The sequence below is a fragment of the Bradyrhizobium sp. AUGA SZCCT0283 genome, from assembly GCF_018130385.1.
Classification (GTDB): domain Bacteria; phylum Pseudomonadota; class Alphaproteobacteria; order Rhizobiales; family Xanthobacteraceae; genus Bradyrhizobium.
In genome coordinates this window covers 66016-81858 of the sequence record NZ_JAFCLU010000029.1, presented here as the reverse complement: position 1 = coordinate 81858, position 15843 = coordinate 66016, and the positions used below count along the sequence as shown (strand labels likewise).

The window sequence follows — 15843 nt, the reverse complement described above, 5'->3', positions numbered from 1 at the left end:
AGCCAGCATGGTGAATCAGAAGCCCGCTGATTTGGGAATCCCAAATCGATTCAACCTAACCCCATCCCGCTTTAGGCCGCCGCCAGCGGGCGGACGCGCAGCGCGCCGCGTAGACCTGCGGCGGTGCCGACCAGAATGCCGGCAAAGGCAATCAGCGACGCCAGTGCCAATGTTGAAAATCCCGTCAGTCCCTGCCCGATCGAGCAGCCGAACGCCATCACGCCACCGGCGCCCATCAGCGCCGCGCCGCCACCCGAACGCAGCATGTGACGCGGCGATTGAAAGCCCTCGAGGTGGAAGCGGCCGGTCAACAACGCCGTAACGAGGCTGCCGACGATTACGCCGAACACGGTGACGATGCCGAAATTCAGCGTCGATCCCGTGGACAGCATGACATATTGCAACGCGTCCGCGATCGGCGCGATGAAGGTGAGCGAGGTGACCGGCACTGGATTGAAATCGTCGGCGCCGAGATAGCCGGTCGCAAACCAGCCGGCCGCGACCAGCAGACCGATCACCAGGCCTGCGGCGACCTGGCCCGGCGATCGACGGAACGCCGGATGCGCAAAGGCGAAGATGATCAGCGCCGCCGAGATGATCGAGGCCGCCAGCATGCGTGCAGCCGTCGCGCTCAGGCCTGCTCCCGCTAGCAGCGCGGGCACCGAGTTTGCGGTGGCGGTGGTCTGCGACGCGCCGACCATCGCGATACGCGCCGGCGCGATCAAGCCCTTCAGCGTCATCTGGGCGAAGATTGCGAGGACGACGACCACCACGAAAGAGCGGAGATTGCCGCGCCCGAGCAGCACCAGCGCGCGTGAACCGCAGCCGTTCGACAGCACCATGCCGTAGCCGAACAAGAGGCCACCGAAGAACATTACCGGCGCGGAGAAAGATGACTGCAGATAGATCGATTTGCCGATATCGGCGAGGCCTGCCGCCGCCAGCAATTGCGTCCCTGCGACGGCCACGCCGATTGCCAGCGCATAGGTGCGGACCAGCCGGCCATCGCCGTCTGCCCAAAAGCCGCGCAGGCTGCTGAGCAGGCAAAACCCGCTCAACAGTCCGACCGATCCATAGACGAGACCGATCAGCAGTCCGCTGATAACGACAACATTGCCACTGTCCAACACCGGCTTTTCCCAGTTTTCTCGCGCGGCCGACCGGCCGTCATCGCTCAAATAGGAAGCAATTTCCGTGCTGCTATTACGTTGGAAGCATGGGGCCGTCCACGGTCTGCCGATGCAGAGAATTAATCTCTCGTCGATCCCCGCAACCATGGAACAAAATCATCGCTCCTGATCAGAATGGGAGAGATTTGTTTTCTACGCAAATTTGGAAGCGGCGGCGTGTGACGGCCTATGCCGAGGGACGCAGGATGACGCGATTGCGCGACGAACCGGCCACGGCGATAAAAGCGGCCTTGGCCTGTTCCAGCGGGTAGACCGCGTTGGCCTTGATAGGGAACGGCTTGAGATGTCCGCCGGCGAAGCCGGCGCCGAGTTCCCTTAAGACCGCGCCGGTCGCGACCGACGACAGGCCGAGCGTATCGATGCCCACATACGTGTGCTGGCCGCGATAGAACTCCAGGATGTTGAACTGCACGATGCGGTCGACCGCAGCGATCAGGATCTGCCGCCCGCGCAGTGCCAGCGATTTGTGCGCGGCCTCGAAATAGGGATCGCCGACGGTGTTGAAGACAATGTCGGCGCCCTCGCCGCCGGTCAGTTCGCGCACGCGCGAAGCGACGTCGGTTGCGGAGGCGTCGATGACCTCGACGTGCGAATTGGAATGGCCTTCATACGGCTCGCTCTTGCGCACCACGCCGATCACCCGCGCGCCGTGCCAGGTCGCGATCTGTGTCGCCGCCTGCCCGACCTTGCCATTGACGCCCATCACCAGCACGGTCTCGTCGCCCTTGGGAATGCCGGCGCGGCGCAGGCCTTCCATCGCGGTGACGAAGGGCACGCCGATGCCGGCGGCCTCTTCCCAGGAAATGCTCTTCGGCTTCTCGACCACGGCTTCTGCTTCCACCACGAGATGCGTGGCATGGGTGCCGTCGCGGCGGATACCGAGATCGCCGGAGGAGCCGAACACCTCGCGGCCGATCCAGCCCTGCGGACCGTCGATCACGACGCCCGCATAGTCGCGGCCCGGCGTGCGCGGGAATACGGCATAGGACATCAGCCCGGTCGCGGCCTTCACGTCAGACGGATTGACGGCGGCGGCCTTGACCTCGATCAGCAGATCATTTTCGCCGCGCGACAGCGCGTGCGTCTCGATGGCCGGCGCGATTAACGCCGCATCGGCGACTTTCGAAAGCAGTCGGACACAGCGCGCCTGGACCGTGGCAGATCGAACATCGGGCTTCTCGGCAAATGACATCAGGCATTCCTGCGGGCTTCTGAGCAGCAGGAGTTACCCTTTCGGCCGCTTGTCGTAAACACGTTTCGCCTTGCCGAGCGAACGTTCCAGCGTGTCGGGGGCCACGGCCTTGATGCGGGCTGTGATGCCGATGGTGTTCTTGATGAAGACCGAGACTTTTTCGGCGTGCACGTGCAGGCCACTGCCGTCCCAGCTCTCGGGACGGGCTTCGGCGAGCACGGTCATTTCGTCCATCCGCCCCTCGCGCGTCAGCTCGATGATGAAATGGCCGCCGCACCAGTCGGTCGCGAGCAGCGCCTCCTCGATCTGGGTCGGGAATACGTTGACGCCGCGCAGGATGATCATGTCGTCGGAGCGGCCGGTGACCTTTTCCATGCGCCGCATGCCCGGACGCGCGGTGCCCGGCAGCAGCCGCGTCAGGTCGCGGGTGCGGTAGCGGATGATCGGAAAGCCTTGCTTGGTCAGCGAGGTGAACACCAGTTCACCCTTTTCGCCATCGGGCAGCACGGCGCCGGTCTCGGTATCGATTACCTCGGGGTAGAAATGATCCTCCCAGATGTGCAGACCGTCCTTGGTCTCCACGCATTCCTGCGCCACGCCGGGGCCGATCACTTCCGACAGACCGTAAATGTCGGTCGCGTCCATGTCGAAGGCCTGCTCGATCTCGACGCGCATCGCGTTGGTCCAGGGTTCGGCGCCGAAGATGCCGAACTTCAGCGATGATTTTCTGGGATCGAGGCCCTGCCGCTTGAACTCGTCGAGAATGGCGAGCATGTAGCTCGGCGTCACCGTGATGATATCAGGCCTGAAGTCGTTGATCAGTTGCACCTGCCGCTCGGTCATGCCGCCGGAGACCGGCACCACCGTGCATCCGAGCTTTTCGGCGCCGTAATGCACGCCGAGCCCGCCGGTGAACAGGCCGTAGCCGTAGGCGTTATGGATGATCATCCCGGTGCGGCCGCCGGCGGCGCGGATCGAGCGCGCCATCACGTCCGACCAGATGTCGATGTCTCCTTGCGTGTAGCCCACCACGATCGGCTTGCCGGTGGTGCCCGAGGACGCGTGGACGCGGACCAGCTTTTCGCGCGGCACGGCGAACATGTTGAACGGATAATTGTCCCTAAGGTCAGTCTTCACCGTGAACGGGAATTTGGCGAGATCGGAAAGCTGCCTGAAATCGGATGGATGCACGCCGGCTGCATCGAACGCCTTCCGGTAATGCGCGACGTTATCGTAGGCGTGCTTGAGCGACCAGGCGAGACGCTTGGTCTGCAGCGCCAGGATCTCGTCGCGCGAGGCGCGCTCGGCCTCATCCAATTCAGCGCTGTAACCGCTTCCGCTGGATTTCAATCTTGCCATGGCCATGGCGTTCCCCTTCTCGCTATTTTTGCGTGGCCTCGTTGTCCGCACCCGGCAGCCACGTTCCGGCGATGGTGCGGGAATGACCGCGGAACTCGGCGATCACGACGTCGCCTGACGTGACGCGAACGTCATAGATGCCGGACCGTCCATTGCGCGAGATTTCCCGCGCGGTCGCGACCAGTACGTCGCCGAGCTTGCCCGGCCTTATGAAGGCGATGTTGCATTGCGCGGCGACCGCGCGCTCGTTGCGGGAGTTGCAGGCAAAGGCGAAGGTGGAATCGGCCAGCAGGAAAATGAAGCCGCCATGGGCGATGCGCTGGCCGTTGACCATGTGCGGCTCGACCGTCATCGTCAGCGTCGCCTGCCCGGGCTTCACCTCGACAATTTTCATGCCGAGGCCCTTGCTGGCGTCGTCTTCCTTCCACATCGCATCTGCGCAGGCGCGGGCGATCTCGTCGGGCGAAAGCGCGACGTTCATAGCGGGTTGCCCGCTCTGCGAGACGGTTCCACGACGTTCTCTCCCTGTGCGTACGGGCCTGTTCGAGCAGGCCTCTTTTTCAGTGTTGGGACGAAGCACCTGCGGTGTCAACGATCCCGGGATTCCTTCGTACCGCCGTCATTCCGGGGCGCGTCGCAGACGCGAACCCGGAATCTCGAGATTCCGGGTCCGGTCCTACGGACCATCCCGGAATGACGTGGTGGTCACACATGGTCGTAATCCACCACGACCTTGTCCGAGCACGGCCGCGCCTGGCAGGTCAGGATGAATCCTGCCTTCAGCTCCCACGGCTCCAGCGAATAGTTGACTTCCATCTGCGCGTCGCCCTCGACCAACTTGGCGCGGCAGGTCGAGCACATGCCGCCCTTGCAGGCGAACGGCAGATCCATGCCGGCGCGCAAGGCGGCATCTAGGATCGATTCATCCTCGGCAACCGGCACCTCGCGGCGCTTGCCGTCGATGATCAGGGACGCCACTGCCCTGGGCGGTGCGGACGCTTCGATGACTTTCTTCGGACGCGGCTTGCCGCCGAATTCCGAGACGAAGCGCTCGACATGGATGCGCTCCTCGGCAATGCCGATCGCGCGGCACGTCGCCTCGATGTCCTCACTCATCCCGGTGGGGCCGCAGATGAAGACGTGATCGACGCTTGAGGCCGGCACCAGCGAGCGCAACAGCACGCGCACTTTATCGCCGTCGAGCCGGCCATGCAGGATCGGAATGTCCTGCTCTTCGCCTGAAATGACATGGAACAGCGAGAGCCGTTGAATGAAGCGGTCCTTCAATTCCTCCAGCTCTTCGAGGAACAGCATGCCTGATGTCGAGCGATTGCCATAGAACAGGAAGAAGCGGCTGTTCGGCTCGCGCGCCAGCACGCCCTTGACGATCGACAGGATCGGCGTGATGCCGCTTCCCGCGGCGAAGCCGACATAGACCCGCGCCTCATCGGGCGCATGGGCGACACCAAAACGGCCGGTCGGCGTCATCACGTCGAGTTGGTCGCCGGTTTTCAGTTCGTCCGCGGCCCAATTGGAAAATGCACCGCCATCGACCTTCTTCACGGCAATCCGCAATTCGCCGTCATCGGGCCCCGAGCAGATCGAATAGGAGCGACGCACTTCCTCGCCGTCCATGGTCGTGCGCAAAGTGAGGTATTGCCCCGGCGTAAAGCTGTAGTCGTCTTCCAGTTCCCTCGGGATCGCAAACGTCATCGATACGGCGTCCGCCGCTTCGCGGCGCAGGTCGTTGACGGCGAGACGGTGAAAGCGCGGTGCGTGCGACATGGTCAATGACACTTGAAATAATCAAAGGGTTCGCGGCAGCTCTTGCAGCGCCATAGCGCCTTGCAGGAAGTCGAGCCGAATTCGGACAGCAGTTCGGTATTTTGCGAGCCGCATTGCGGGCATGCCACCTGCTGCTCGCCGAACAGCGCGCGGCGCGAGTTTGAGGCCTGCGGCGGCGCGATGCCGTATTCCCGGAGCTTGTTGCGGCCGTCCTCGCTCATCCAGTCCGTGGTCCAGGCCGGCGACAGCACGGTGCGGATGGTCGGCCGCGCGATGCCGGCGCGTTCGAGCGCCAGTTCGATTTCCAGCGCGATCATGTTCATGGCGGGACAGCCGGAATAGGTCGGCGTGATCGCAACCTCGACACGGCCATCATGGACCTCGACCTCGCGGAGCACGCCCAGATCGGCGATGGTGAGCACGGGTATCTCGGGATCGACAACCTGCGCTGCCGCCTCCCAGGCGCGCCGGCGCAGATCGCTGTCGCTGAGGACGGCCGCTACCATGTCGCCCCCGGAAAGGTTCGCGGCATCGACTGCAGTTCACTCAGGAGATGGCCGAGATGCTCGCTGTGCCGGCCGCTGCGGCCGCCCTGCTGCATCCAGTCATTCGTCGGCAAGGCAAGCGTTGCCTCGTCCGCGACGCCCGTGATTGTCTTCAGCCATTGCGAACGCAACGGCGCAGGATCGATCGCGATGCCGGCATCGATCAGGGCGCGCTCGCTGTCGTCGACGGAAAACATCTCGCCCGTGAAAGCCCAGAGCTCGTCGATTGCCGATTGCGCGCGGCGGTGGCTTTCCTCGGTGCCGTCGCCGAGGCGGACGATCCATTCCGAGGAATGGCGCACATGATAGGCGCTTTCCTTTTCCGACTTCGCCGCAATCGCCGCCAGCGTCGCGTCAGTAGAGCGCATCATCGCGCGCCAATAGAGGTCGGCGAAGCTCGCGTAGAAGAATTGCCGCACCATGGTGCGCGCGAAATCGCCATTCGGCTGTTCCAGCAGCAGCAGATTGCGGTACTGCCTGACATCGCGCAGGTAGGCGAACTTGTCCTCGTCGTTGCCCCTGCCCTCGACCTTGGCCGCATAGGAATAGAGCTCGCGGGCCTGGCCGAGCAGATCGAGGCCCATATTGGCGAGTGCCATGTCCTCTTCCAGCATCGGGGCATGGCCGCACCATTCCGACAGCCGATGGCCCAGGATCAGCGCATCGTCGGCACGGCGCAGGGTGTAGAGCACCAGCGGCGTTTCGGAGACGGAGATGTTGGCGACGGTCATGCTTTGATTCCTGCCTATTTACATTCCGACCTCATCCTGAGGAGCGCGGAACGCGCGTCTCGAAGGATGGGCCACGAGTCCCTTTGCCGCCATCCTTCGAGACGCTTGCTTCGCAAGCTCCTCAGGATGAGGTCTGTATTCTTGGCTCGACCATCTCATGGTTCGAGACGCGCTTCGCGCTCCTCACCATGAGGGAAGTAAAGAGTCACATATGTCCCACTTCCTCAGGCACGTCGTAAAACGTCGGGTGCCGATAGATTTTCGACTCCGCCGGCTCGAACATCATGCCCTTTTCGGACGGGTCGGACGCGGTGATCGCGTTCGAGGGCACGACCCAGATCGAGAGGCCCTCGCCGCGGCGGGTGTAGATGTCGCGCGCGGCCTGCAGCGCCAGCGTCGCGTCGGTAGCGTGCAGCGAGCCAACATGTTTGTGCGCCAGCCCGTTGCGGCTGCGGATAAAGACTTCCCAGAGCGGCGTGTTCGGCGTTGCCATTCTCGATCTCCTTACTCGGCCGCCTGCAGGGTTGACCGCTGCCGGCGCTTCTCGGCATAGGCCACCGCCGCCTCGCGCACCCAGGCGCCGTCGTCGTGCGCCTTGCGCCGCGCCGCCAAACGGTCGCGATTGCAGGGACCGTTGCCGGCCAGCACCTGCTTGAACTCTTCCCAGTCGATCGCGCTGTATTCCCAGTTGCCCGCTTCGTTCTGTTTCATGCCGGGATCGGGAATCGAGAGCCCGAGGAACTGCGCCTGCGGCACGGTGGCATCGACGAACTTCTGCCGCAGCTCATCGTTTGAAAAACGCTTGATCTTCCATTTCGTCGAGGTGTCGCTGTGCTGGCTGACCTGATCGGGCGGACCGAACATCATCAGCACCGGCCACCACCAGCGGTTGAGCGCATCCTGCGCCATTGCTTTCTGCTCGTCGGTGCCGCGGCACAGCGTCAGCATGATTTCAAAGCCCTGGCGCTGATGGAAGGATTCCTCCTTGCAGACGCGGATCATCGCGCGCGCATAGGGACCGTAGGAACAGCGGCACAGCGGGATCTGGTTCATGATCGCCGCACCGTCGACCAGCCAGCCGATCGTGCCGATATCGGCCCAGGTCAGCGTCGGGTAATTGAAGATCGAGGAATATTTTGCCTTCCCCGCCAGCATCAGGTCGACCAGCTCTTCGCGCGAGGAGCCGAGCGTCTCGGCGGCGGCGTAGAGATAGAGCCCGTGGCCGCATTCGTCCTGCACCTTGGCAAGCAATGCGGCCTTGCGGCGTAGCGACGGCGCGCGTGTGATCCAGTTGCCCTCGGGGAGCATGCCGACAATTTCGGAATGCGCGTGCTGGGAGATCTGCCGCGTCAGCGTCTTGCGGTAGGCTGCCGGCATCCAGTCGTTCGGCTCGATGCGTTCCTCAGCATCGATGCGCGCCTGGAATTGCGCAGCCCGTTCGGCGTCCTCAATATGGCGTTCTTCGCCATCGGACGAATTGAGCGCCTGCGTGTACATGGCGGACCTCCCGGAATTTGTTGGGAGAAAACATATAACATAATTTTCGATATGCAATATATTTCTGTAACATATTCACGAGTCACCAAACCGCTTCGAAAGTTCCGCTCCAGGCTTTGGCAAAGGCCCGTTATCGTTGGTCGCATGGCGGTCAAGCCATTGTTCGGACGCGGGAAGTAGCGCGCGATAAATTTCCCCGCAGAGCGAGCGGGCCGCCCTGCCCGGCCAGTCCATAGGCAACAGCGACGTCGGCAACAGCGGATCGCGCAGCACCACGCGACGATAATGGTGAATCAGCAGCACGCGCGCGGTGAAGGCGTCCGCCTCCGTCAGCCGCTCGCCGCTGATGATCCACCCCCGCAGCGGCTCAAAGGTTTTCATGAACTTCTGATAGGCGTCGGCGGTGCGATGCAGCGGCCAGCTCTCGCTGAGCAGGCGCCGCCCGCTGTCGTCTTCGGCCGAGACTTCGAGGCGGATGGCGCCCGAGGCTTCCGCGGGCACGGGCACGCCCGAGGGCGCAACCCACACGCCCGGCAACGGACTGCCGAAGCCTGCGTTCTTCAGCGCGTCGCGTGCGGCATCACGATCGCCGCCATTGCCGATCAGCAGCAGCTCAAACCGGCCGGTCCAGTCGGAGGCCGGCGGGCCGTAGATGTGTTTCGTTGCGATATCAAAAGTTTGCCGCCCGCTTTGCACCAGGCGATAGAAGCTGTTGCGGCCAATCTTGTTGCGCTCGAACCAGCCGTCCGCGGTCAGCCGCGACATCGCGGTGCGCACCACGCTGGCGTCAATGTCGAGCTCCTGGAAAAACTCCAGCAGCGTGCCAAGCCACACCGAGCCGCCGCGCGGCACGATGGCATCGCCAAATACGGTGATGACGATCGAGCCGGTGCGCGAAGGCTCGCGCTTCAACTGCTGGATGATGCGGGCAAGCGGCGGCGGCATGCGTCAAGGCATAGCGCGTTTTTCGGATTTGCGACAATGGCGGATAGCACGGGGCTTCATCCTTCGAGACGCGGCGAAAACGCCGCTCCTCAGGATGAGGTCTGACAGCTCAGGTTGCGGTCTTGGACCCTCATGGTGAGGAGCGCGGCAACGCCGCGCGTCTCGAACCATGTGGCCGTGATGTACCCGGTCAGGACTTCCGTCGGCTCTACCGATGCGGGTTCGGATACACCAAGCTGCGCCAGCCGCTTCGATCGAACGGCGCCCACGCACCTTCCGGCTGCGCCAGGCGATCGGCGACCGCATAGACGGCGGCGGGGTGATGGCCCATGCCGCAATGGCTGCTCTCGACTTCGATGCTCTCCGATGTCGCCGACGTCTTTTCCATGCAGCCCTGCCAGGCGCAGACGCCGTCGGTGCGGCTGAATACCGCGGTGGTCGGCACCGGCGGCGTCGCCGACAGCGCGCCGCCGAAACGGGCGTCCTCTTCGTCGGCGCGGCGGCCGCTCGCCATCTCGTAGACGCGCCAGGCGTTGGTCGCCTTCGGACCGGACGCAAACGGGCTGCCGAGCGTGATCACGGAGCGCACGCGCTCCGGCATCATCTTGGCGAGCTGGCGCGCGTAGAGACCGCCGAGGCTCCAGCCGACCAGCGAGATCTTGCGGCCGTGCGTGTCGTTCAACTCCTGCACCAGATCGACCATCGCGTTTTGCACACCGTGGCGCAGCCCGAGATTGCGGCCCTGGCGCCAGCCTGAGACGGCGTAGCCGCGGCTCTTCAGGAAGCTGCGCAGCGGACGCGTGGAAGTGTCTGATGCAACAAGCCCGGGCAATACCAGCACCGGGTGACCATCGCCTCGCGGCGCGAGGCTCAGCAGCGGCAAGGCCCCAAGAAACGCACCCAATTCGGAAATGGCTCGCCCCTCCAGAAACATCAGGGTTCTGGACGGCGGCGAAAGCGTCTGTGCAGCAACGGACATTATGTCTCCTCTCGGATCGGCCCCTTACGTCGCGGCAGCCGGCCACTGGTTCAGTTAAGTAGACGCAAACGCAGCAGAATCGTTCCGCAACGCAACATGGCTCCATAAAAAGCTAGGGAACCGATTTTCGTCTTGCAAGCCGGCCCAGTACTGACTGGGACAACTAAAAGCATTGACGTGATCAATTGGTCACAGCAGCCGGAGCAGGTATTCGAGCGTGTAGAGCGCCAGCCCTGCAAGCCCGCCGATCAGGGAGCCGTTGAAGCGAATGTATTGCAGGTCGCGGCCGATGTTGATTTCGATCAGCGAGATCAACTGTCCCATGTCCCAGGATTTCACCTGATCCGAGATGAATGTGGAAACGCCGCTCTTCTGTTCGGCGACGACCGTTCGCAGCACGGCCACGAGGCCCTGGTTGATTTCGGTGCGCAGTTCGACGTCACCGGCCAGCGCCTCGCCTGCCGTCACGAACATGCGCACCAGATACTGCTCCAGCACCTGCGTCTCGCCCGACGCGCTGCGTTCAAAGAACGATCGCGCATTCTCCCAGATGTGACGCGCAAGGCTGGTCAGTTCGGGCCGCGCCAGGAGATCGCGCTTCAGGCCCTGGATGCGCTCGGCATAAGCCGGATCGGTGCCGAGCCGATCGACGAAGGTCAACACCATGCGATCGAACTCGCCGCGGAACGGATGCGCGGGATCGTTGCGGACTTCCTCGAAGAACGCACTGGCCGATGCCACGATCTTGTTCACGAGAAACTTGTCGGCGCGATAAAGTTTCAACAGCGTCGGCAATTCGGCGCGGATCTTGTCGCGGATCATCGCCATGGTCTCGGCCTGCGTCATCGTCTGATGCACCGCACGCAGGATGTCGTCGAGCAGACCCTGATGCCGCCCCTCCTTCACGAAGGCGCGCAGCGTGCCGGCGGCAAGCGGCGCCAGATCGAGCGACATCAGTTGCGCGGTGATGCGGCGGCTGACGAACGTCATCAGCCCGGAATTCTCCGTTGCCGCCACTGCCTCGGGCAACAGCCGCAGCGCAAAGCGCGCGAGATCCTCGCTGCGCTTGCGGTCGCGCAGCCAGTCGGCGATGAACGAGCCGAAATCGATCTGCCGCAGTTTTGCTTCGACGGGGGCAGATTCGAGGAAATGCACCTCGATGAATTCGCCGAGCTTGTCGGCGATGCGCTGCTGGTTGCTCTGGATGATCGCGGTGTGCGGGATCGGCAGGCCGAGCGGCCTTTTGAACAGGGCTACCACGGCGTACCAGTCGGCCAGACCGCCGATGGTGGCCGCCTCCGCAAAGGCTGCGATGAAGCCGAACGCCGGATGCATCGGCACCAGCGCCTTCGCGCCAAGGAAAATCGCAAACGTCGCCGCCAGCACCCCTGTCGCCAGCAGCTTCACGCGCCGCAACTCGGCGGCGCGGGCGGCGTCGCCGGGGGTGTCGATGACGAATGTGCCGGGAAGGCTCATGACGGCTTTCGCATGGACGACGACCCTCATCCTGAGGAGCCGCGAAGCGGCGTCTCGAAGGATGAGGCCCCATCGTGGCCTCATGGTTCGAGACGGCGCAAGAGCGCCTCCTCACCATGAAGGTCCAGACTGACTTATGCCAACGCCCGACAAAAAGAAGGCCCGCCTAAGCGGGCCTTCGAAAATGCAGTTGTCAGGCGGATCGCGATCAGGCGGTCTTGGAATAGACCTTGGCGAAGTTGTCCTGCGCGTTCTTGGCACCCTCGGTGACGAGCTTGCCGAGATATTCGGTGGTGGCCTTGGCCCGCGAGACGAGCAATTCGCCACGCGCACGGACCATGTCCGACTGGATCTGGGCGGCTTCGCTCAGCGACTTGGCCGAAGCGAGCTTGTCGATGCCGGCGAAGAACGCTTCCGCGTCCTGATAGAACGCCTGCTGGATGTTGCGGCTGATCTTGGCGGCCTCGGAAACCGAACCGGCAACGGCGGTCTCGATGGCAGCGGTGACCTTCTCGGAACCGGCATGCATGTCGGCGGCGCGAACCTTGGCGGTCTCGGCCTGCTTCTTCACGAATTCACGGGCGGCTTCCGGAACTTCCATGTTCTGGAGCTTGGTGAACGCCTCGGTGACGGGCGCGAAGGCTTCCTTGACGGTGTTCAGCACGGAATTGGTTTCGGTGGTCATTGGGGTTCTCTCCATCCTCAGGGTTTGAGCTATGGGCTCACCCCGTCCGGATTGGCCCGGGGCACGAGCGTTGTGCCATAGTTAATGGTGCGGCGCAATATCTATGTTGCACCGCGATATCACGAATTCGTGATCAGCGTGATGAATGGGCAGTTCACCCAGAGAACCGGCAAAAGTTCCACTTTAGTCCAATGCCGAAGCCGCCACGCTCTACTTTGCATGGGGTTGTTTTGCGCGTTTTGTGTCCGGGCGGTGTCCGGCCGGTCAGTGCTGGACCGCCCCCGGCAGCCCATAAGCTTCCATCTGGGCGCGCACCTGCGCCACATTATGTCCGAGCACGACGATGTCATGCTTCTTGCCGTCGACGTCCCGGACGTGATCCCGCAGCAGGGCCTCCGCCTTGAAGCCGAGACTCTCGAACAGCGCGATCGCCGCCTGCTGGTCGACCGTCATCTGCACCGACAGCTTTTCCAGGCCGGCGCCCAGGGCCAGCGCAAACGTCTCCTGCGACAGCGCCCGGCCGACCCCCTGCCCGCGGACATCCAGCGACACCACCATCCGGATCTCGCCGACATGGGGCGACCAGGAATGCGGGTCGCGCACCAGCGTGCCGCTGCCGACCACGATGCCGCCCTTCACCGCCAGCAGGCTGACGATGGCGCCGCGCTCGATCTCGTTGATCCAGGCCGACAGCACCTTGGGCTGGCTGATATTGCGCGGCAGGAACAGCAAATCATGGGTCGGAAGCTTTTGCGCAAACGCCAGCACCGCGGCCTCGTCGCTGCGCGCCATCAGGCGGAACTCAATATCGCCGGCATCGGTCTTGACGTGGCGCGGATAGGAACGTGTTTCGCTCATGTTGATCTCTTACCTAGCCAGGAGTCCAGTTTCGGCCACAGCCGCTTGATCGCGTTGGCGCCGGCGACGAGGCTGACATGGCCGCCCTTCAGCATCACCTCTTCCTTGTCAGTCGAGCCGACCTTGGTAATCAGATGCTTGGCGGCGTCATAGGGTACGATGTGATCGTGCTCGGCGACCGCATGCAGGATCGGCACCTTGATCCTGGAAATATCAGCCGCGCGCCCACCGACGGTCATGGTGTCGTTGAACAGCTTGTTGTCCCACATCAGGTCCTTGGTAATGGTGCGAAAGTACTCGCCGGCCAGCGGCAAGGTGTCCGTGCCCCAGCGATCCATCATTCGGTAGGCTTTGACGTATTCGTCGTTCCAGATGTTCTCCCACAATTGCACCTGGCTGACGGTGCGCGAGGCCGGCCGCAGCATTTCGAATGACGACAGAATCATTTCGGGTGGCACATTGCCGACGCTGTCGACGAGGCGATCGACATCGAAATAGCGCCGGTCGGAGAAATTCGAAAACAGCTTCATCTCGCGGAAATCGATCGGTGTGGTGAAGCAGATCAGGTTCTTCATCGGCCCGTCGTTGAAGATCGAGCCGTACAACAGCGACAGCACGCCGCCGAAGCAATAGCCGATCACGGTGACGTCGTGCTCGCCGGAATCCTGCTGCACGCGGCGGACGCAGTCCGGGATGAAGTCGAGGACGTAGTCCTCCATCCGCAAGGATTTTTCTTCCGGCTTCGGCGCGGTCCAATCCAGCATGTAGACGTCATAGCCGCGCTTCAAGAGAAACTCGATAAAGCTCTGGCCAGGTACCATGTCGAGGATGTAGCCGCGGTTGGTGGTCGCCATCACGATCAGGATCGGAACGCGGTAGATTTCATCCGCGATCGGCCGGTAGTGATAGAGGTTCATGGTGCCGCGGACGGCCAGAATGTCCTTCGGCGTCGAGCCGAGCGAAGGGCCGGATGAAGCGATATATTCGACGCCCTTGATGCTGCGCTGGATCGCGCGCTGCACCTCGGACTGGATCCGTTCCGGGATGTCAGCCAGATCGAGGCCCGCGGGGGCGTTCATTTCTGCTCTCCCTCCGTTGGCGGACGTTTGGTGCGCGGCGGCCGCGGTGTGCCAAGGCTGCTCTCCGGTGACAGCGAGTTATGATGCACCTGATGCAGCATCGCCTTGATCTCGTTGAGCTGGCCTTCGATCGACTGCAGCCGCTCGGCCATGCCGACCATCTGCGCCCGGCTCGGCAGGTTCATTGCCAGCAGGTATTTCTCCATCAGCTCGCCGAGCTGCTTTTGCGCGCCTGCAGAAACGCCGCCGACCTGATTCATCACCTTGGAAAATTCAGGCGACGCCATCGCCTGGTTGGCGAAGGAGTTGAACCCCTTTTCCATCTCCCCAAGCATGGTCTGCCAGATCACGGCAGGATCGTTGCCTTTGTCGGCCATAGGCGCCCTCTCCCGAAAGGTTACGAGCGCTTGCCACGCTTCGCTTCTATTGCCCCCATACCACACCGTTGCGCCGGGCCGGTCAACCACCGCAAGCCTTCTGCGGTGCGGGAAACCATGCCATAGTTACTCAAAGCTCAGGTCACACCTAAGGGAAGACAAACGCGATGCTCGCCCATCAGCCGCCACAGATCGCTCGCGCCAACGGCATCGACATCTGCTACGAAATTTTCGGGGATCCGGCCGCGGAACCGCTGTTGCTGATCATGGGGCTCGGCGCCCAGATGATCCATTGGGACGACGATTTCTGCCGCCAGCTCGCTGCGCGCGGCTTTCGCGTCATCCGCTTCGACAACCGCGACATCGGCAAATCCTCGCATCTTTCCGGCGGCAAGCGCCTGACCCCGTTCGAGCTGCTCAAGCTGCGGCTCCTGAAGATCCCGGTCGCTGCAACCTACAAACTGATCGACATGGCCAAGGACACGGTCGGCCTGATGGACGTGCTCGGCATCAAGTCGGCGCATCTGGTCGGCGCATCGATGGGCGGCATGATCGCCCAGGAAGTCGCGCTGTCGTTCCCGCAGCGGGTGCGCTCGCTGACCTCGATCATGTCGACCACGGGCAACCCCAAAGTGCCGCCGCCGACACGCGAGGCCGCCGCCGTGCTGATGGCGCCGCCGCCCACCACCAAGGAAGAGTATTTCGCGCGGTTTGCCAAAACCTGGAAGGTGTTGCGCGTCGGCTCGTTCCCGGAAGACGAGGCGCTCGATCCCTCACGCGCCGCCCGCACCTTCGAGCGGGGCCTCAATCCAAACGGCGTCGGGCGGCAGTTGCGGGCGGTGCTGGCGTCCGGCAGCCGCAAGGAACGGCTGCATCACCTGAAGATCCCGACGCTCGTCATTCACGGCACGGTCGATCCACTGGTGCGCCCCGAAGGCGGCAAGGACACCGCGGCATCTATTCCCGGCGCAAAGCTGCTGATGATCGAAGGCATGGGTCACGCGCTGCCGATCCCGATGTGGCCGCAGATCATCGGCGCGATCGACGAGCACGCGCATCGCGCGGCGGCGAAGGCAGCGTAACAAGCGATTAAATCAGGCGCGAACTTGGATGGTGGGCACGCTTCGCTTTGCCCACTGAGAAGT

The 15843-nt window shown here is 63.1% G+C and carries 17 protein-coding genes; 1 reads left to right on the top strand and 16 read right to left on the bottom strand.

Annotation, left to right across the window (positions count from 1 at the left end):
- Positions 1-71: 71 nt before the first annotated feature.
- The 16 genes from JQ624_RS30095 to JQ624_RS30020 form a co-directional block, all read right to left on the bottom strand.
- Positions 72-1130 (bottom strand): YeeE/YedE family protein, encoded by a 1059-nt coding sequence (locus JQ624_RS30095; protein ID WP_409334388.1) that lies wholly within the window; start codon positions 1128-1130, stop codon positions 72-74.
- A gap of 226 nt (positions 1131-1356) precedes the next feature.
- Entirely contained in the window at positions 1357-2382 is a 1026-nt protein-coding gene (locus JQ624_RS30090) for a zinc-binding alcohol dehydrogenase family protein (RefSeq protein ID WP_212422535.1), read from the bottom strand.
- Between the two features lie 33 nt (positions 2383-2415).
- Positions 2416-3747 (bottom strand): phenylacetate--CoA ligase PaaK, encoded by a 1332-nt coding sequence (paaK, locus tag JQ624_RS30085; protein WP_212422534.1) that lies wholly within the window; start codon positions 3745-3747, stop codon positions 2416-2418.
- Positions 3748-3763: 16 nt separating this feature from the next.
- Positions 3764-4222 carry a hydroxyphenylacetyl-CoA thioesterase PaaI gene (paaI, locus tag JQ624_RS30080; protein WP_212422533.1) on the bottom strand — a complete coding sequence of 153 codons (459 nt, stop codon included), beginning with the start codon at positions 4220-4222 and terminating at the stop codon, positions 3764-3766.
- A 224-nt stretch (positions 4223-4446) separates the two neighbouring features.
- Positions 4447-5526: a 1,2-phenylacetyl-CoA epoxidase subunit PaaE gene (gene paaE, locus JQ624_RS30075; protein ID WP_212422532.1), complete on the bottom strand. Its 1080-nt coding sequence runs from the start codon at positions 5524-5526 to the stop codon at positions 4447-4449.
- Between the two features lie 2 nt (positions 5527-5528).
- Entirely contained in the window at positions 5529-6032 is a 504-nt protein-coding gene (paaD, locus tag JQ624_RS30070) for a 1,2-phenylacetyl-CoA epoxidase subunit PaaD (protein ID WP_212422531.1), read from the bottom strand.
- Positions 6026-6802, bottom strand: a complete 777-nt coding sequence (gene paaC / locus JQ624_RS30065; protein ID WP_212422530.1) for a 1,2-phenylacetyl-CoA epoxidase subunit PaaC — start codon at positions 6800-6802, stop codon at positions 6026-6028. Before paaC ends, paaD begins: the two co-directional genes overlap by 7 nt.
- 205 nt (positions 6803-7007) lie before the next feature.
- Positions 7008-7295: a 1,2-phenylacetyl-CoA epoxidase subunit PaaB gene (gene paaB / locus JQ624_RS30060; protein WP_212422529.1), complete on the bottom strand. Its 288-nt coding sequence runs from the start codon at positions 7293-7295 to the stop codon at positions 7008-7010.
- An 11-nt stretch (positions 7296-7306) separates the two neighbouring features.
- Entirely contained in the window at positions 7307-8299 is a 993-nt protein-coding gene (gene paaA, locus JQ624_RS30055) for a 1,2-phenylacetyl-CoA epoxidase subunit PaaA (RefSeq protein WP_212422528.1), read from the bottom strand.
- A gap of 75 nt (positions 8300-8374) precedes the next feature.
- Positions 8375-9244 carry a phenylacetic acid degradation operon negative regulatory protein PaaX gene (gene paaX / locus JQ624_RS30050; protein WP_212422527.1) on the bottom strand — a complete coding sequence of 290 codons (870 nt, stop codon included), beginning with the start codon at positions 9242-9244 and terminating at the stop codon, positions 8375-8377.
- 208 nt (positions 9245-9452) lie between these two features.
- Positions 9453-10223 carry a triacylglycerol lipase gene (locus JQ624_RS30045; RefSeq protein ID WP_212422526.1) on the bottom strand — a complete coding sequence of 257 codons (771 nt, stop codon included), beginning with the start codon at positions 10221-10223 and terminating at the stop codon, positions 9453-9455.
- 189 nt (positions 10224-10412) lie between these two features.
- Complete coding sequence (locus JQ624_RS30040) at positions 10413-11699, bottom strand: DUF445 domain-containing protein (protein WP_212422525.1); 1287 nt, start codon at positions 11697-11699, stop codon at positions 10413-10415.
- 208 nt (positions 11700-11907) lie between these two features.
- Complete coding sequence (locus JQ624_RS30035; protein WP_212422524.1) at positions 11908-12384, bottom strand: phasin; 477 nt, start codon at positions 12382-12384, stop codon at positions 11908-11910.
- A gap of 264 nt (positions 12385-12648) precedes the next feature.
- Positions 12649-13242, bottom strand: a complete 594-nt coding sequence (locus tag JQ624_RS30030; protein WP_212422523.1) for a GNAT family N-acetyltransferase — start codon at positions 13240-13242, stop codon at positions 12649-12651.
- A complete protein-coding gene (locus JQ624_RS30025; protein WP_212422522.1) occupies positions 13239-14321 on the bottom strand; it encodes an alpha/beta fold hydrolase in 1083 nt (360 codons plus the stop codon). Before JQ624_RS30025 ends, JQ624_RS30030 begins: the two co-directional genes overlap by 4 nt.
- Positions 14318-14698 carry a hypothetical protein gene (locus JQ624_RS30020; RefSeq protein WP_212422521.1) on the bottom strand — a complete coding sequence of 127 codons (381 nt, stop codon included), beginning with the start codon at positions 14696-14698 and terminating at the stop codon, positions 14318-14320. The genes JQ624_RS30025 and JQ624_RS30020 overlap by 4 nt, the downstream gene beginning before the upstream one ends.
- 167 nt (positions 14699-14865) lie before the next feature.
- Here JQ624_RS30020 and JQ624_RS30015 point away from each other — a divergent pair, with 167 nt between their 5' ends.
- Positions 14866-15780 carry an alpha/beta fold hydrolase gene (locus JQ624_RS30015; RefSeq protein ID WP_212422520.1) on the top strand — a complete coding sequence of 305 codons (915 nt, stop codon included), beginning with the start codon at positions 14866-14868 and terminating at the stop codon, positions 15778-15780.
- The last annotated feature ends 63 nt before the right edge of the window (positions 15781-15843 follow it).

Excerpts from the sequence above, each read along its gene's own strand:
- JQ624_RS30090 (WP_212422535.1), bottom strand. The coding sequence starts at position 2,382 with ATGTCATTTGCCGAGAAGCCCGATGTTCGATCTGCCACGGTCCAGGCG.
- paaK (WP_212422534.1), bottom strand. The coding sequence starts at position 3,747 with ATGGCCATGGCAAGATTGAAATCCAGCGGAAGCGGTTACAGCGCTGAA.
- paaI (WP_212422533.1), bottom strand. The coding sequence starts at position 4,222 with ATGAACGTCGCGCTTTCGCCCGACGAGATCGCCCGCGCCTGCGCAGAT.
- paaE (WP_212422532.1), bottom strand. The coding sequence starts at position 5,526 with ATGTCGCACGCACCGCGCTTTCACCGTCTCGCCGTCAACGACCTGCGC.
- paaD (WP_212422531.1), bottom strand. The coding sequence starts at position 6,032 with ATGGTAGCGGCCGTCCTCAGCGACAGCGATCTGCGCCGGCGCGCCTGG.
- paaC (WP_212422530.1), bottom strand. The coding sequence starts at position 6,802 with ATGACCGTCGCCAACATCTCCGTCTCCGAAACGCCGCTGGTGCTCTAC.
- paaB (WP_212422529.1), bottom strand. The coding sequence starts at position 7,295 with ATGGCAACGCCGAACACGCCGCTCTGGGAAGTCTTTATCCGCAGCCGC.
- paaA (WP_212422528.1), bottom strand. The coding sequence starts at position 8,299 with ATGTACACGCAGGCGCTCAATTCGTCCGATGGCGAAGAACGCCATATT.
- paaX (WP_212422527.1), bottom strand. The coding sequence starts at position 9,244 with ATGCCGCCGCCGCTTGCCCGCATCATCCAGCAGTTGAAGCGCGAGCCT.
- JQ624_RS30045 (WP_212422526.1), bottom strand. The coding sequence starts at position 10,223 with ATGTCCGTTGCTGCACAGACGCTTTCGCCGCCGTCCAGAACCCTGATG.
- JQ624_RS30040 (WP_212422525.1), bottom strand. The coding sequence starts at position 11,699 with ATGAGCCTTCCCGGCACATTCGTCATCGACACCCCCGGCGACGCCGCC.
- JQ624_RS30035 (WP_212422524.1), bottom strand. The coding sequence starts at position 12,384 with ATGACCACCGAAACCAATTCCGTGCTGAACACCGTCAAGGAAGCCTTC.
- JQ624_RS30030 (WP_212422523.1), bottom strand. The coding sequence starts at position 13,242 with ATGAGCGAAACACGTTCCTATCCGCGCCACGTCAAGACCGATGCCGGC.
- JQ624_RS30025 (WP_212422522.1), bottom strand. The coding sequence starts at position 14,321 with ATGAACGCCCCCGCGGGCCTCGATCTGGCTGACATCCCGGAACGGATC.
- JQ624_RS30020 (WP_212422521.1), bottom strand. The coding sequence starts at position 14,698 with ATGGCCGACAAAGGCAACGATCCTGCCGTGATCTGGCAGACCATGCTT.
- JQ624_RS30015 (WP_212422520.1), top strand. The coding sequence starts at position 14,866 with ATGCTCGCCCATCAGCCGCCACAGATCGCTCGCGCCAACGGCATCGAC.